The organism is Nocardioides sp. Z50_6 (genome assembly GCF_058215755.1).
In genome coordinates, this window is the sequence record NZ_JBZAJB010000001.1 from 806494 (window position 1) to 821982 (window position 15489).

The 15489-nt window shown below is 73.7% G+C and carries 11 protein-coding genes and 1 tRNA gene; 5 read left to right on the plus strand and 7 right to left on the minus strand.

What is annotated here, in order from left to right; all coding sequences use genetic code 11:
- Positions 1-234: 234 nt before the first annotated feature.
- The 3 genes from pth to AC4BGE_RS03885 all read right to left on the minus strand — a co-directional run bounded on the left by pth (position 235) and on the right by AC4BGE_RS03885 (position 2267).
- Positions 235-825, minus strand: a complete 591-nt coding sequence (pth, locus tag AC4BGE_RS03875; protein ID WP_490571656.1) for an aminoacyl-tRNA hydrolase — start codon at positions 823-825, stop codon at positions 235-237.
- Between the two features lie 109 nt (positions 826-934).
- Positions 935-1582, minus strand: a complete 648-nt coding sequence (locus tag AC4BGE_RS03880; protein ID WP_490571655.1) for a 50S ribosomal protein L25/general stress protein Ctc — start codon at positions 1580-1582, stop codon at positions 935-937.
- 217 nt (positions 1583-1799) lie between these two features.
- Positions 1800-2267, minus strand: a complete 468-nt coding sequence (locus AC4BGE_RS03885) for a MarR family winged helix-turn-helix transcriptional regulator (RefSeq protein WP_490571654.1) — start codon at positions 2265-2267, stop codon at positions 1800-1802.
- Positions 2268-2330: 63 nt separating this feature from the next.
- Here AC4BGE_RS03885 and AC4BGE_RS03890 point away from each other — a divergent pair, with 63 nt between their 5' ends.
- The gene (locus AC4BGE_RS03890; RefSeq protein ID WP_490574406.1) at positions 2331-3020 is read left to right on the plus strand and encodes a maleylpyruvate isomerase family mycothiol-dependent enzyme; all 690 of its coding nucleotides are present in this window, start codon (positions 2331-2333) and stop codon (positions 3018-3020) included.
- Here AC4BGE_RS03890 and AC4BGE_RS03895 read toward each other — a convergent pair.
- Together AC4BGE_RS03895 and glmU are read right to left on the minus strand one after the other, a co-directional pair.
- Positions 2992-3963, minus strand: coding sequence for a ribose-phosphate diphosphokinase (locus tag AC4BGE_RS03895; protein WP_490571892.1), 972 nt, complete (start codon positions 3961-3963; stop codon positions 2992-2994). The two genes, AC4BGE_RS03890 and AC4BGE_RS03895, sit on opposite strands and share 29 nt — an antisense overlap.
- Positions 3964-4092: 129 nt before the next feature.
- Positions 4093-5553 (minus strand): bifunctional UDP-N-acetylglucosamine diphosphorylase/glucosamine-1-phosphate N-acetyltransferase GlmU, encoded by a 1461-nt coding sequence (gene glmU / locus AC4BGE_RS03900; protein ID WP_490571652.1) that lies wholly within the window; start codon positions 5551-5553, stop codon positions 4093-4095.
- Positions 5554-5717: 164 nt separating this feature from the next.
- Here glmU and AC4BGE_RS03905 point away from each other — a divergent pair, with 164 nt between their 5' ends.
- Positions 5718-9749 (plus strand): S8 family serine peptidase, encoded by a 4032-nt coding sequence (locus AC4BGE_RS03905; RefSeq protein ID WP_490574407.1) that lies wholly within the window; start codon positions 5718-5720, stop codon positions 9747-9749.
- Positions 9750-9754: 5 nt separating this feature from the next.
- Here AC4BGE_RS03905 and AC4BGE_RS03910 read toward each other — a convergent pair.
- Positions 9755-9833 (minus strand) — tRNA-Gln (locus tag AC4BGE_RS03910).
- A gap of 131 nt (positions 9834-9964) precedes the next feature.
- Between AC4BGE_RS03910 and AC4BGE_RS03915 the strand changes: the two genes are divergently transcribed.
- From AC4BGE_RS03915 to AC4BGE_RS03925, 3 genes are read left to right on the plus strand one after another with little or no spacing between them, the layout of a single operon-like run.
- Positions 9965-11080, plus strand: a complete 1116-nt coding sequence (locus tag AC4BGE_RS03915) for an ATP-dependent DNA ligase (protein WP_490574408.1) — start codon at positions 9965-9967, stop codon at positions 11078-11080.
- 6 nt (positions 11081-11086) lie between these two features.
- On the plus strand, positions 11087-11668 hold the full coding sequence (locus AC4BGE_RS03920; RefSeq protein ID WP_490571649.1) for a hypothetical protein: 582 nt from the start codon (positions 11087-11089) through the stop codon (positions 11666-11668).
- Positions 11668-14373, plus strand: a complete 2706-nt coding sequence (locus AC4BGE_RS03925; RefSeq protein WP_490574409.1) for a stealth conserved region 3 domain-containing protein — start codon at positions 11668-11670, stop codon at positions 14371-14373. Before AC4BGE_RS03920 ends, AC4BGE_RS03925 begins: the two co-directional genes overlap by 1 nt.
- 39 nt (positions 14374-14412) lie before the next feature.
- Here the strand turns inward: AC4BGE_RS03925 and AC4BGE_RS03930 are convergent, their stop codons facing one another.
- Positions 14413-15480 carry a sulfotransferase family protein gene (locus AC4BGE_RS03930; protein ID WP_490574410.1) on the minus strand — a complete coding sequence of 356 codons (1068 nt, stop codon included), beginning with the start codon at positions 15478-15480 and terminating at the stop codon, positions 14413-14415.
- Between the last annotated feature and the right edge of the window lie 9 nt (positions 15481-15489).

The following is a 15489-nucleotide window of genomic DNA, read 5'->3' on the forward strand; positions in this document are numbered from 1 at the left end:
ACCGCGCCCCGGTGTGGATGAAGCTTCGCTGAATACGCTCTTCACCATGCCCCCCGGTCATCCCCGCGCCCCCGCGGATTCCCCCGGATCCGATCGACCCGTCCCTGCAGGCTACGGCTGTCCATGCCGGTTTGGAATGCCTCAGAGAGAGAAATGATGACGGTTCGTCAACGAACCTTGCCTCATATTGGGCATGCGTGTGAGGCGCCCGACCTGTTACGCGCGGGGCCGGAATCAGCGGTTGAACTGCTGCTGCGCCTTCTCCAGACCCTCGGTGACCAGGCACTCGACCGCGTCCGCGGCCTCGACGAGCTGGATGGGCAGCTCCTTGCGCTCAGTCGAGGAGTAGTCGGAGAGCACGAAGTCCGCCACGTCCTGGCGACCGGGAGGGCGCCCGATCCCGGCCCGGACCCGGTAGAAGTCACCCGTGCCCAGGGAGGACCGCATCGAGCGGAGGCCGTTGTGCCCGTTGTCGCCGCCGCCCTTCTTCAGGCGCAGGGTGCCGAAGGGGATGTCGAGCTCGTCGTGGACGGCCACGATGCGCTCCGCCGGTACGCCGTAGAACTTGGCCACCGCCGAGACCGGGCCGCCCGTCTCGTTCATGTAGCACCGGGGGCGGACCAGCACCAGCCGGGGACCGGGAGCGCCCGGCATCCCGAGCCGGCCCTCGACCACGTCGGCGCGACCGGTCTTGTGGGTGCGGAACCCCGAGCCCAGTCGCTCGGCGAGCAGGTCGTTGACCAGGTAGCCGACGTTGTGCCGGTGCCCGGCGTACTTCGGGCCAGGGTTCCCGAGCCCGACGACGAGCCACACCTGCGAGTCCATGGCGCCGATTATCCCCGACCCCCTCGGAACGCGACGCGGCGCCGTGGCCACAGGGCCACGGCGCCGCGAGCAGACGTCGTGCGGAGCAGCCGGGCGGGCCCGGCCGCGATCACTCGGAGGCGGGCCCCGCGGACTCCTCGGGCTCGTCGGCCTCGTCGCGCTCGATGCCGGCCTCGGCCTCGGCCTCCTCCAGCTGGGCCTCGAGGGCCTCGGCGGAGATCTGCTGGGTCACGTTGACGATCAGCAGGTCGGCGTCGGAGAGCAGGCTCGAGCCCTTGGGGAGCACCAGGTCGGAGGCGAGGACCTGGAGACCGGCCTCGGCACCCTCGACGGAGACCTCGATCTGCTCGGGGATGTGGGTGGCCTCGGCCTCGAGCTGGACGGTGGTGTTCTCGGTGACGACCAGCGAGTCGCGGACGGCCTCGCCGACGACGTGGATCGGGACGTCGACGGTGACCTTCTCGCCGCGGACGACGGTGACGAAGTCGACGTGCTCGATGACCCGGCGGATCGGGTCGATCTGGACGTCGCGGACCAGGCCGAGGTGGCTCACGCCGTCGATGTCGAGGTCGAGCAGGGCGTTGGCGCCGCCGTTGCGGATCGCGAGCATGGTCTCGTGGCCGGGCAGGGTCACGTGGATCGGGTCGGCGCCGTGTCCGTAGATGACGGCGGGGATCTTGTTCTCCCGGCGGATGCGGCGGGCCGCGCCCTTGCCGAACTCCTGGCGGACCTGGGCGGTGATCTTCTCGGTGGACATGCTCGACTCCGTTGTGTGGGCTGTGCTGCGGACTGGTCAGGTTCTGTGGTTGCCCCGGGACGAAGAACGCCGCGCTCCCGGCAGGGGGCGCGGCGCGGCGGCTGGCCTGCCCTGTCGATCACGGAGATCCCGAGTGGGACTCCCTCGCCGAGGCAACTTCAGCAGACTACCCGGCGCCGGGCCGGACCAGAAATCGTCAGCGGTCAGCGGTCGGCGCTCACCGGTCGGTGATCTCGCGCAGCCCCGCCAGCGCCTCCTGCAGCGCCGCGAGACCCTCCGGCCCCAGGTGCCGCTCCCACTCCTCGAGCACCTCGGCCTCGACCTCTCGCGCCACCTCCCTGGCCTCCTCGCCCCGCTCGGCGAGACGGACCAGGCGCGCCCGCGCGTCGCGGGGGTCCGGCTCCCGCCGTACGTAGCCCGCGCGCTCGAGCGCGTCGACGAGGAAGCCGGCCGACTGCTTGGTCACCCCGGCCCGCTCCGCGAGCTCGGTGAGCCGGGTGCCCCCCTCGTCGATGCGGGCAGCGAGGCGCGCCTGCGCGGTGGTGAGGTCGTGCCCCCGGGAAGCGAGCCGACTCAGCACCCGCTCCTCGGCGTGACGGTGGGCGACGAACATCAGGACGGCCGGATGCATCGCGCGCGACTCCTCGCGCGACCAGCGGGGCTCCGCCTGGGGAGCTCTTGACATCAGTCAGCCTCTCTGACGATAGTGGTAAGCCAATCTTACCAATCCCGCCGAGGGGGTGGCCCCATGTCGCTCCGCACCACCCTGCGACCGATGCCGGCCGACGAGGTGTGGCGCCACGTGCACGCCGAGCGCCGCAGCCTCGCCGCCACCCTGGCCACGCTGAGCGAGGACGAGTGGGAGCATCCCTCGCTCTGTACCGGCTGGACCGTCCGGGACGTCGCCGCCCACGTGATCGCCAACCCCCAGTTGCGTCCCCGCGACGTCGCCGCCCTCTTCCTGCGCAACCTGGGGCGGAGCTACGACGAGATGATCTACCGCGACGTGTTGGAGCGTGGCCGGCAGCCGGCCGCACGGATCCTCGCCGACTTCGAGAAGTACGCCGACTCGCGCGCCAAGGTGGCCACGACGACCGTGGTGGAGCCCCTGGTCGACGCCCTGGTCCACCACCAGGACGTCGTGCGCCCGCTGGGGCGACGGCACGAGATGCCGGCCGCCGCCGCCGCGGTGGCCGCCGACCGGTGCCGTCTGCTCGCCCGGCTGATGGGCAGCCGCGAGATCGTGCGGTCGGTGCGCATGGTGGCCACCGACACGGAGTGGAGCCGCGGTCGCGGACCCACCCTCGCCGGCCAGGTGCCGGAGCTGCTGATGGTCTGCGCGGGGCGGCTCGGCGCCGCCCGGGAGCTCTCCGGCGACGGGCTGGAGGCGCTGTCCTCGGCGGCCGGGGTCAGGCCTGACCGTCGAACATCGAGGTGACGGAGCCGTCCTCGAAGACCTCGCGGATCGCCCGCGAGAGCAGCGGGGCGATCGAGAGCGTGGTCAGCTTGTCGAACTGCTTGTCCTCGGGGATCGGCAGCGTGTTGGTGACGACCACCTCGGTGGCCACGCAGTTCTTCAGGCGGTCGACCGCCGGGTCGGAGAGGATCGCGTGGGTTGCCGCGATGACCACGCCGCTCGCCCCCGCCTCCATGCACGCCTCGGCGGCCTTCACGATGGTGCCGCCGGTGTCGATCATGTCGTCGGTCAGCACCGCGACCCGGCCGGCGACGTCGCCGACCACACGGTTGGCGACGGTCTCGTTGGGCCGGTCGGTGCGACGGGTCTTGTGGATGAAGGCCAGCGGCACTCCCCCGAGGCGGGCCGACCAGCGCTCGGCCACCTTGATCCGACCGGCGTCCGGGGAGACCACGGCGAGCTGCTGGGTGCCGTACTTCTCCTTGACGTAGTCGGTGAGGATCGTGATGGCCATCAGGTGGTCGACCGGGCCGTCGAAGAAGCCCTGGATCTGGTCGGAGTGCAGGTCGACGGTGATCAGCCGGTCGGCACCGGCGGTCTTGAAGAGGTCGGCGATCAGCCGGGCCGAGATCGGCTCGCGACCGCGGTGCTTCTTGTCCTGGCGGGCGTAGCCGTAGAAGGGCATGACGACCGTGATCCGCTTGGCCGAGGCGCGCTTGAGCGCGTCGACCATGATCAGGTGCTCCATCATCCACTCGTTGATCGGCGAGGTGTGGCTCTGGATGACGAAGGCGTCGCACCCCCGCACCGACTCCTCGTAGCGGACGTAGATCTCGCCGTTGGCGAAGCCGTACGCCGACTGTGGCACCAGCCCGCTGCCGAGGAGGTCGGCGACCTCGACGGCCAGCTCCGGGTGGGCTCGGCCACTGAAGACCATCAGGTTCTTCTCCGTGGTGCGCTTCATTCCGCTCACGGCGAGACTCCTCGGGGGGGTGAGGTGAGACCAGGTGGAACAGGCCCGTACCGACAGATTGTGGCTCACGCACCAACCCCGGCCCAACCCCGGGGTCTCCGGTGGGACGGGCCGCGTCCGCTAGGAGGCCCCTGACCCCGGCTCGCCGTCCGCCTCGCCCTCGCCGGGCACGACCCCGCCCTGCGCGGCCTCGGCCTGCGGCGTCCCGGAGCGGCGCGAGACGACCCAGCCCTCGATGTTGCGCTGAGGGCCGGCGGAGACCGCGAGCGCGCCGGGCGGCACGTCCTTGCGCACCACGGTCCCGCCCCCGGTCGCCGCGCCGTCGCCGATGCTCACCGGGGCCACGAAGGTGTTGTTGGAACCGGTGCGCGCGTGCCGCCCCACCACGGTCCGGTGCTTGGCCACCCCGTCGTAGTTGGCCACGATGGTGCCGGCGCCGATGTTGGTCCCCTCCCCGATCTCTGCGTCACCCACGTAGGACAGGTGTGGGACCTTGGCGCCGGGCCCGATGTCGGAGTTCTTGGTCTCCACGAAGGCGCCGATCTTGCCGTCGGCGCCCAGCTTGGTCCCGGGGCGCAGGTAGGAGAAAGGGCCCACGTTGGCCCGGTCCCCCACCACCGCCAGCTCGGCGTGGGTGCGCACCACCCGGGCGCCGACCCCGACCTCGCAGTCCTTGAGGGTGGAGTCGGGGCCGACCACCGCGTCCTCGCGCACGACGGTGGCGCCCAGCAGCTGGGTGCCGGGCAGCAGCGTGACATCGGGCTCGAGGACCACGTCGGCGTCGATCCAGGTGGTCGCCGGGTCCATCACGGTGACCCCCTCGCGCATCCACCGGGTGACGATGCGGCGGTTGAGCTCGCGGCCGAGCTCGGCGAGCTGGGCCCGGTCGTTGGCCCCCTCGGTCTGGCGTACGTCGTCGACGACGTAGGCGCCCACCCGCAGCCCGGCCTCGCGCGCGATCCCGACCGCGTCGGTGAGGTAGTACTCGCCCTTGGCGTTGTCGTTGCGGATCCGGCCGAGGGCGTCGGTGAGGAAGCCGGCGTCGAAGGCGAGGATGCCGGAGTTGATCTCCCGGATCGCCCGCTGTCCGGCGTCGGCCTCCTTCTCCTCGACGATGGCCTCGACGTCACCGCTCTCGTCGCGCACGATGCGGCCGTAGCCGGTGGGGTCCTCCACGACCCCGGTGAGGATGCTCACCGCGCGACGCGAGGCGACGTGGTCGGCCACGAAGTCGCGCAGGCTCTGGCCGTCGAGGAGGGGGGTGTCGCCCGCGGCCACCACCACGGTGCCCTCGTGGACGTGGGCCGCCTCGCAGGCCACCCGGACGGCGTGCCCGGTGCCCTCCTGGGTCTCCTGGACCGCCAGCACCGCGTCGGGCACCAGCTGCTGGATGTGCGGGCCGACCTGCTCGCGCTGGTGACCGACGACGGCGACGACCCGCGACGGCTCCATCGCCTGCACGGCACTGAGCACGTGGCCGATCATCGAGCGTCCACCGACCGGGTGCAGCACCTTCATGGTCTTGGACTTCATGCGGGTGCCCCCGCCGGCGGCGAGGACGATCACTGTGAGGTTGTCCATGAACACGCAGCCTAGAGGGCGGCGAGTTGGCCGAACGCCTGACAAGGAGGGCGCGGGTCGGCCAGACTCCGGGACCAAGGTCCCTCCCCCACGCAACCGACCCCCTGATCGCCCTCTCGCCCGTATCCTCCCCGCCTCTCTCGGCCACTCCCCTCGGAGACTCGATGTTCCCGCGCCGTCGCGCCGCCACCTCCACCACCACCGTGCTCCTCATGCTGCTCGGGCTGCTCGGGCTCACCGCCCCGGCCGCCCCGGCCGCCCTCGCGGCACCGACCACCCCCAGCGGCTCGATCACCGGCCCGGGTGACGCGGACCGACGGGAGCGCTACGTCGTCGAGCTCGCGTCGGCGCCCGTGCCGGCCCGCCCGGCGGGCACCCCCCCGGCCGCCCAGCTCCGGGAGATCCGTGCCGAGCAGTCCGCGGCGCTGCGCGAGGTGCGCGAGATCGTCGGCGGCACCCCTGGCGTGGAGAGGCGCTTCACCCGCGCGCTCAACGGCTTCACCGTGGAGCTGACCGGCGCCCAGGCCGCCGACGTCGCCAGGCTGCCCGACGTCGTCGCGGTGGTCGTCGACGAGGCCTTCGCGCCCGACACCGACCGCGGCCCTGCCCACGTCGGCGCGCCGGCGGTCTGGGACGGCACGGCCGGCGGGCTCGCCGTCCGTGGCGAGGGGGTCGTCGTCGGCGTCCTGGACAGCGGCATCAACCCGTCCAACCCGTCGTTCGCCGAGACGGTCCCCGTCGCCGCCGGCGGCGACGGCCACGTGGTCACCAACCCCCGCGGCCGCTACTACGGCCGTTGCGACCCCACCCACGCCCAGTACGACGCCGCCTTCCCCTGCAACGGCAAGCTGATCGGCGCCTACGACTTCGACGAGGACGTCGACCTCTTCGACGGCAACGCGCACGGCACCCACACCGCCTCGACGGCCGCCGGCAACCAGGTCGAGCTGCCCAACGGGCTGCCCCTCAGCGGGGTCGCGCCGCACGCCAACGTCATCGCCTACGACGTGTGCAACAACACCAGTGCCGGCTGCTTCCAGTTGATGATGCTGGCCGCGATCGAGCAGGCGATCCTGGACGACGTCGACGTCCTCAACCACTCGATCAGCTCCAGCAACACCTCCCCCTGGGCGGACCTGAAGACCCGGGCCTTCCTCAACGCCCGCGCCGCGGGCATCCACGTGGCGGTCTCGGCCGGCAACTCCGGCCCCGGCGCGGGGACCATCACCTCCACGGCCGCCGCGCCCTGGGTCACCTCCGTCGGCAACCTGGACCACGGCCGCCAGTTCCGCACCACGCTCACCTCGATCACCGCAGACGGCGGCGCGACCCTCGGAGCCCTCCAGGGCCTGGCCTGGGGCGGCGAGACGGCCGCTCCGGCACCGCTGGTGCTGGCCTCCGCGGTGTCGCACGACGGCTCGGCGTTCTGCCGAGCCGATCGCCTGGACCCCGCCCGGGTCGCCGGCACGCTCGTGGTCTGCGACCGCGGCGGCCTCGAGCCCGACGGCGTCACCAGCCTCTCGCGGACCGGCAAGGCCACGGCGGTGAAGGCCGCGGGCGGGGTCGGGATGGTCCTGGTCGACGTCGCGGCGGGCACCGCACCGGTCGGCGATCTCTACGACCTCCCGGGCGTCCACCTCTCGACGGCCCAGGGCCGGCAGCTCAAGAGCTGGCTCGTCGGCAAGACCGCTCCCCGCGCCCGGCTGGTCAGCGGCGACTTCGTGGACCCTTCCCGTGCCGACGTGCTCAACGTGTCCACCAGCCGTGGGGCGAACGCGTTCACCTCCACCATCACGCCGTCGCTGGCCGCCCCCGGCACCGACATCATCGCCGCCGGGGGGATCGACGACCCGTCCCCCGGTTCCTGGGAGCAGATGACGGGCACCTCCATGGCCAGCCCCCACGTCGCGGGCGCGCTGGCCCTGCTCACCCAGCTGCACCCGACGTGGACGCCGGCGCAGATGCAGTCCGCGATGATGAGCACCGCGCGCAGCGGCGTCCGCGACCACGACGGCACCGCAGCCTCGCCGTTCGAGACCGGGTCCGGCAGCCTCGACGTCTCCCGGGCCGCCCGGGCCGGCCTGCTCTTCGACGTCACCGAGGCGGAGTACCGCGCCGCCGACCCCGCCCTCGGCGGTGACCCGAGCACCCTCAACCTGCCGAGCATGGCGGCCGACCGCTGCATCGCCTCCTGCTCGTGGGACCGCCGGGCCACAATGACGGCGACGCTGCCGGGGGCCGCGACGACGGTCACCTGGACCGCCACCGTCGAGGGCGCGAGCTCCGGTCTCGCCGTCGAGCTCGCCCAGACCTCGTGGACGGTCTCCGACGGCGGGTGGATCGACCTGGACGTGTCCGCGGACGTCGCCGGCCTGCCGGACGGCTCGTGGGCGTTCGCGACCGTCGTCCTGACCTCCAGCGACCCGCTGACGCCGAGCGCGCGCCTTCCCCTGGCCGTGCGACCGATGCCCACCGAAGGCCAGCACGACGGCGCGCTGAGCACACGTCGCGACGCCTCCTCGGCCGCACTCGACGGAGTCCGGGCCCGCACCGGCTCGGCAGTGACCGCGTCGAGCCTGGCTCCCGGTGTCGCCACCTCGCGCACCCTCACCAGCCCGGATGATGGCGAGGCCCAGTACGTCGACGTCCCTGCCGGAACGGCCGCCCTGCGGGTCGACCTGACCGACTCGACCGCGGACCAGCTCCAGGTGCTCCTCGGCACCGGTTCGATCACCGACAACAACGTCAGGTGCCGCAGCACCTCGGCCCCCGGCGACCGGAGCTGCACCGTGACGGACCCGGCGGCCGGGCGGTGGTGGGTCTACACCTTCTACGAGACGTCGGGCGACGACCCGGTGACCGTCACCCAGACCACCTTCATGCCGCGGGCCGACGACGGCACGATGGCCGCCAGCCTCGAGGCCGCGCGCCCCGACGGCAGCAGCGGCGTCCGGGTCGCGTGGGACCAGCCGGACGCCGCCACCGGCCCGTCGTTCGGCCTCCTGCGGATCGGTTCCGGGGGCGGGGTGGCCGACACCTTCCCGCTGCTGGTGACCCGCGTCGGCGACGACGTCACGTTGGCCACGGAGCCGGCGGTGGCGCGCCCCTACGGGACCGTGCGCCACGACGTGCTGCTCGAGCCCGAGCAGGACGAGGAGGGGGCGGGCTACACGATCTCCGAGGAGCTTCCGGCCGGGACGACGTACGTGCCCGGCTCGGTCACCGCCGGTGGCAGCCACGCGGACGGCACGGTCACCTGGACCGGCTCCTACGACCAGCTGGCCGCCCTGACCGGCACCGCCTCGGGCCCGGTGCGGCTCTCCTACGAGGTGACCGTCGACGGGGCCGTCGCGACCGGCGGCGTCCTGGGCCGCACCGTCACCCACGCGGTGGACCTGCCCGGCACCGTGTTGGCGCTGGCCACCCAGGACGTCCCCGTCGGGGAGGCCCTGCCCGAGGCACGCGTGTCGCTGAGCGCCGAGCCGCTCGCACCCACCGCCGACGACCCGGTCACCCTCACCGCCTCGGTCAGCGGTGAGGCCGCCGGGCCCGTCCCGACCGGGTCCGTGACGTTCGCCGTCGACGGCAGCCCGGTCGCGACCCGCGACCTGGTCGACGGGCGGGCCCGGCTCGTCCTGCCGCCGTTCGCCACCGCCGGCACCCGGGTGGTGAGTGCGCGCTACGGCGGGGGCCCGGCGCACCGGGCGGGGGCGGCCACGTCGCTCTCCGTCGCCGTCACGGCGGCGGAGCCGACGCCGGGTCCGACCCCAGCGCCGACACCAGCGCCGACACCAGCGCCGACACCCGTGCCCTCTCCGAACCCGGGTCCGACACCGGGTCCGACACCGGGGCCGGTCCCCGGCCCGACCGCGGGTGCGGTCCCCCCGGGGCCGTCCCAGGCGGCCGTGCGGCTGCGCGCCAAGGCCCCGAAGAGGATCCGCCGCGGCGCCAGGGTCAGGGTCGTCGTCACCGTCGCGGCCGCCGGCGTGACCCCCGGCGGGACGGTCCGGGTGACCGTCCGCGGCGCGGTACGGCCGAAGACCTACACGGTCCGGCTCGACAGCCGGGGCAGGGCCCGTCTCCGCCTGGCGCCAGCCAGGGCGGCGGGCCGGATCCGCGGACGCGTGGTCTTCGCCGGCGACGCGATCGTCGCGGGCGGCAGCACCGTCTTCACCGTGCGCGTGGTGCCACGCTGACGCAGCTCCCCGGGTAGGAGTCGAACCTACGTCGCTAGTCCTGATTCAAAGTCAGGCGGGCCCTGCCGGCAGACCAACCGGGGATAGGCGGCCCAGCCTATCGGCGGGCGCGGGCGACGCGATCGCGCACCTCGTCGGCGAGCGCCGGGCCCCCACGGCGTAGGGGTCCGCGGCGAGGGCGCGCGGACGTCTGTCCCGCGCTCTAGGCTCGGGGTGTGGACCTCCCCGTGATGCCGCCGGTGCGGCCGATGCTCGCCAAGTCCGTGTCGTCCGTGCCCACCGCGGGCGGCTTCAGCTTCGAGCCGAAGTGGGACGGCTTCCGCTGCCTGGTCTTCCGCGACGGCGACGAGGTCGAGCTGACCAGCCGCAACACCAAGCCGCTCACCCGCTACTTCCCCGAGCTGGTCGCCGCGATCAAGGAGCAGCTCCCCGACCGCGTCGTCCTCGACGGCGAGCTCTTCGTGGCCCGTCCCACCGCCGAGGGCGGCGAGCGGCTGGAGTTCGAGGTGCTGCAGGAGCGGATCCACCCGGCCGCCTCCCGGGTGAAGATGCTCGCCGAGAGCACCCCCGCCGGCTTCGTGGCCTTCGACCTGCTGGCCCTGGGCGACGACTCCTGGCTCGAGCGGCCCTTCGCCGAGCGGCGGGCCGAGCTGGAGCGGGCACTGACGGGGCTGGACGGACCGTGCTTCCTGACCCGGACGACCACCGACGTCACAGTCGCCCAGGAGTGGTTCACGACCTTCGAGGGCGCCGGCCTGGACGGCGTGATCGCGAAGCCGCTGGACGCGGCGTACGCGCCGAACGCCCGCACGATGCTCAAGATCAAGCACGAGCGGACCGCCGACGTGGTGGTCGCGGGGATGCGCGAGCACAAGACCTCCACCCCCGAGCGCCGGCTGCTGGGCAGCCTGCTCCTCGGCCTCTTCGACGACGGGGCCGACGGCGAACCCCGGCTGCAGCACGTCGGCGTCAGCGCCAGCTTCACCGAGAAGCGCCGCGCCGAGCTCTGGGACGAGATGCAGGCGCTGGTCTGCGACCCCGAGGAGCACCCGTGGGGCGAGTGGAGCCAGTGGGCGGTCGCCAACCCGGACCGGATCCCCGGCACCAAGAGCCGCTGGAGCGCCGACAAGGACCTCGGTTTCGTGGCGCTGCGGCCTGAGCGGGTGCTCGAGGTGAAGTACGACCACATGGAGGGGCGCCGGTTCCGGCACACCGCCCACTTCAAGCGCTGGCGGCCCGACCGGGACCCGGAGTCGTGCGACTACCGGCAACTGGAGGAGCCCGTGCGCTACGACCTCGCTAGGATCCTGGGCACAGACTCCGAAGGGTGAGGTGGCATGAGCCAGAGCGGCGACAGCACGCGCAACGAGCGGATCGACGACGGCATCGGCACCTACGACGTGGTGATCCTCGCCGAGCACGAGGTGAGCGCCAGTGACGCGCAGCAGATCCACAGCCTGCACGAGGAGATCGTCGACGAGGTCGTCTACCACGTGCTGATCCCGATCGAGGACGCCGCGGCGCGCGTCGAGGCGGCGATGGGCACCCTCGGCACCGGAGAGCTGCTGGCCGCCCCCGCGGTGATGACCGACTTCGACTACGAGGCCGTCCGCCACGAGTGCGAGGACCGCGCGGCCCAGGAGCTGACCACCAGCCTCGCGGCCCTCTCCTCGACCGGCGCCCGCGCGGTCGGCAAGGCCATCACCGACCCGCCGGTGGACGCGCTCGAGGCCCTGGTGAAGCAGGTCGACGGGCGGGAGGTCATCATCCTGACCCGGCCCCACGTGGTCGCGGAGTTCTTCCACGTCGACTGGTCCTCGCGGGCCCGTCGCAAGATCGGGGTCCCGGTCCTCCACCTGCTGGAGCAGGAGAACTTCGACGAGCAGGCCGGCGGCGGCGAGGGCGTCACCGGGCTCTGATGCGGCGGCTCCTGCGGCGACGCGCCGGCGACCGGCTGCGCATCGCCTTCCTGGTCCTCAACCTGGACGGCATGGGCGGCACCTCCCGCTCGGCGATCACCCAGGCGGGCGCGCTCGCCGCCCGGCACGACGTCAGCCTGGTCAGCGTCACCCGCACCGCCGACGCCCCGCACTACGCCGTCGACCCCCGCGTCGAGGTCCGCTACCTGGCCGACCTGCGCACCCCGCACCCCGACGGGCTCGACCGGCGTCCGTCGGTGCTGGTCCCGGCGCGGTGGGACGGGCAGTTCTCCGCGCTCACCGACGCCGCCCTCACCGCGGCCCTGCCCGACCTCGACGTCGACGTGCTGGTCACGGTCACCCCGGCGCTGCTCGCCGCCGCCGTCCAGCTCACCCCCGACCGGGTGGCGGTGGTCCACCAGGAGCACCGCTCCTCGGCCGACCGGGTGGGTGGCATGGAGCCGCTGCTCGCCTTCGCCCCGCGGGCCGACGCGGTGGCCCTGCTCACCGAGTCGTCGGCCGCCTGGCTGGCCCACGAGCTGGGTCCGGTCGCCCCCGAGCTGCTGGTGATGCCCAACCCGCTGCCGGCGGCCCCGCAGCCGCGCTCCGCGCTCGACGGGCGCCTGGTGGTGGCGGCGGGCAGGATCGTCGCGGAGAAGCAGTTCATCCACCTCGTGCGCGCCTTCGGCCGCCTCGACGCCCCCGGCTGGCGGCTGCGGATCCTCGGCGACGGCCCGCTGCGCGGCGAGCTGCTGGCCCAGGTCGCCAAGCTCGGCCTCGAGGACCGGGTCGAGCTCCCGGGAGCCGTCGACGACATGCGCGCCGAGTGGGCGGCCGCCTCCGTCTGCGCTCTCAGCTCGCGGACCGAGGGCTTCCCGCTGGTCGCCCAGGAGGCGATGTCGGCCGGGGTCCCCGTGGTCACCTACGACTGCCCCTCGGGCCCGCGGGAGCTCGTGGAGCACGAGGTGAGCGGGCTGCTGGTCAGCGCCGGCGCCAAGGCGGGGCTCGCCTCGGCGCTGGGTCGCCTGACCGCCGACGAGGAGCTGCTGCAGCGCCTCGGGAAGGGCGCCCACGACGCCGCCCAGGCCTATCGCCCCGAGGTGATCTCCGCCCGCTGGGAGGAGGTCTTCACCCGGGTCGCCGGCCGCCGCGAGGGGCGCAGCCGGATGGAGGCCGCGGCCGCCGCCGGGCCGCCCGGCTCCCGGCTCCGCGTCGGTCGGCACACCCAGGAGCGCGCCCCCGGGGTCGCCGTCCCGCTGGTGACCCCCGAGGAGTCGCGCCGCGAGGCGCTGGACCTGCTGGTCGCCGCCGCGGCCGGGTTCGACGGGTGGTTCGTGGTGCCCCCGCACGGGGCTGACCCCACCACGGTGGTGGTCCCCGCCGAGCACCGGCAGGGCGTCCTCTCCCGCCTGGTCGGGGCGCCGGACCACCTCTCGCTCCTCGACCCCGGCGACCACGGGTGGCCCGAGCGACGGCTGCCGGTCGCGGAGATGGTGGCCCTCCAGTCGCGGGCGATGACCGCCCGGCTGGCGTTGGAGCCCTGGCCGCGGGGCGAGGACGGCCGGCCCAGCCACCTGCGCGGAGCCGGCGCCTGGCTGGAGTTCTGGGACCGCGACGGCGACCTGCTGGTGGCCCCCCGGCTCCCGGCCTACGCGGCCGAGGTGCCGGTCGGCGCGGCGACCGCGACCACGACCGTGCACGAGCGCGAGGTGCCGACGCTGCCGCTGATGGCCGCGCCCCGGGTCGACGAGTGCCGCTTCCCGGTGGACGTCGTCTACACCTGGGTCGACGCCGAGGATCCCGCCTGGAACGCCGCCCGCCAGGCCCGGCTGGAGCGGGCCGACGGGACGGAGCGGCGCCGGGAGGCCAGCGGGCACGCCCGCTTCCGCAGCTGGGACGAGCTTCGCTACTCGATGCGCAGCGTCCACCTCTTCGCGCCGTGGGTGCGCACCATCCACCTCGTCACCGCCGGCCAGCGCCCGGCGTGGCTGGCCGACGAGGCCCTGGAGTCGGGCCGGGTCCGGCTGGTCGACCACCGCGAGATCCTGCCGGCCGACGCCCTGCCCACCTTCAACTCCCAGGCGATCGAGACCGGGCTGCACCGGGTGCCCGGCCTGGCCGAGCACTTCGTCTACCTCAACGACGACGTCTTCCTCGGCCGGCCGCTCGGGCCCGAGGCGTTCTTCTCCCCCGGCGGCGACTTCGCGGCGTTCGTCGCCGACGGCCTGATCGGGCTGCCGACCGACGACCCCGAGCAGCTGCGGCCCTTCCTCCAGGCCGCGGCCAACAACCGCAGGCTGCTGCAGGCGGAGCTGGGGGTGACCATCACCCGGGTGATGGCGCACTCCCCGCACCCGCACCGCGTCTCGGTGCTCACCGAGGTCGCCGAGCGCTACGCCGCCGCGGTGGACGCCACCGCGCACGCCCCCTTCCGCTCACCGACCGACGTCTCGATGCTCAGCTCCCTGGCCCAGCACCACGGGCTGGCCACCGGCACCGCCTACGCCGGTCGGGCCGAGCACGCCTTCATCGACCTGAGCAACGCCCGGGTGGAGCGGCAGCTGCGTCAGCTGCGTGCCCGGGACAAGGACTTCTTCTGCGTCGGCGACCACCACGACTTCGCGCTCGACGCCGAGGAGGTCGACCGGGTGCTCGGGGAGTTCCTGGAGCACTACTTCCCGGTCCCCGCCCCCTGGGAGCGCTGAGCGCCGCAGCGGAGAGGCTCCGCGAGGTTGGGGCCGGGGTCAGCGACCGCGGAGCCGGGCGACCAGCCGGTTGGGCAGCGAGCGGCGCAGCGCGGCGTTCTCCGCGCGGAGCTCCTCGACCTCGCGGCGCACCTGCGCCAGCTCGGCCTCCTTGTTGCGTCGCACCTCGCGGCGACCCGCGGTGACCCGCGCCGTGGTGGCGTCCATCGCCATCGCCTCGGCGTGCTCGAACATCTCGGCGTACTTCTCCCGCAGCTCGCCGAGCTCGGCGAGGGCGCGGTCGTCGTGCGGGGTCTCGACCAGCGTGTTCATCGCCTGCCAGGTGCGCTCGGCGAGGTCGCGCAGGGCGGCCGGCACCGCGAGGTCGTCCCAGGTGATCGCCGACCGGTTGAGCCGGGCGTCGATGAAGTCGTCGACCTCGTGGTGGGCGTGGTCGGACAGGTCGGCGGAGTAGACCAGCCCCAGCTGCTCGCCGGCCCGCGCCATCGCCGTGCGCCAGTCCTCGATCAGCTCCGGGTAGCGGACGAAGGCCCGCGCCTGCTCCCGGGTGGCGAGCTCGGTCAGGTGGGCGGCGTTGACCCAGGCGGCCACGTTGGCCGTCTCGCGCTGGCGCCGGAACTTCGGCGTCTGCTCGGTCAGGTAGGCGGTGTCGCGCGAGCGCACCACCTCGGTGGGGTGGCGCAGCATGGTGAGCGTGACCACGTCGGCCCCCAGACCGGCGGCCACCTCGGTCCACACCGGGAGGATCCAGAAGGCGCGCGGGTCCTTGACCAGGATCTGGCCCTGGTGCAGCGCGGGGTCGAGCTGCTCGCCGAGCCACTCGCGCAGGCGGGCCTCCACCTCGGGGGCGGAGCCGGCCGCGATCGCGATCTCGGCGGCGTCCGGGCGGGTGTCGATGGTGCGCACCGGCACCGGGTTGAGCACGTCCTTGTGGAACTCGGTCACCCACAGGGGCTCGTAGTAGCCCCGGGGGTTGGCGTCGTCTGCGGGCACCTCGGGCTGGGGGATGTGGAGCCCGAGGCGCTTGAGGGTGCCGGCGACGCTGCTGGTCCCGCTGCGGCCCGAGCCGGTGACCAGGACGAGCTTGGGACGGTTGGGAGGAGTCACGGGGTGCAG

Coding starts and splice junctions, on each gene's coding strand:
- AC4BGE_RS03880 (WP_490571655.1), bottom strand. CDS start 1,582: ATGTCCACCGAGAAGATCACCGCCCAGGTCCGCCAGGAGTTCGGCAAG.
- glmU (WP_490571652.1), bottom strand. CDS start 5,553: ATGGACAACCTCACAGTGATCGTCCTCGCCGCCGGCGGGGGCACCCGC.
- AC4BGE_RS03920 (WP_490571649.1), top strand. CDS start 11,087: ATGAGCCAGAGCGGCGACAGCACGCGCAACGAGCGGATCGACGACGGC.
- AC4BGE_RS03905 (WP_490574407.1), top strand. CDS start 5,718: ATGTTCCCGCGCCGTCGCGCCGCCACCTCCACCACCACCGTGCTCCTC.
- AC4BGE_RS03890 (WP_490574406.1), top strand. CDS start 2,331: ATGTCGCTCCGCACCACCCTGCGACCGATGCCGGCCGACGAGGTGTGG.
- AC4BGE_RS03885 (WP_490571654.1), bottom strand. CDS start 2,267: ATGTCAAGAGCTCCCCAGGCGGAGCCCCGCTGGTCGCGCGAGGAGTCG.
- AC4BGE_RS03925 (WP_490574409.1), top strand. CDS start 11,668: ATGCGGCGGCTCCTGCGGCGACGCGCCGGCGACCGGCTGCGCATCGCC.
- pth (WP_490571656.1), bottom strand. CDS start 825: ATGGACTCGCAGGTGTGGCTCGTCGTCGGGCTCGGGAACCCTGGCCCG.
- AC4BGE_RS03895 (WP_490571892.1), bottom strand. CDS start 3,963: ATGAAGCGCACCACGGAGAAGAACCTGATGGTCTTCAGTGGCCGAGCC.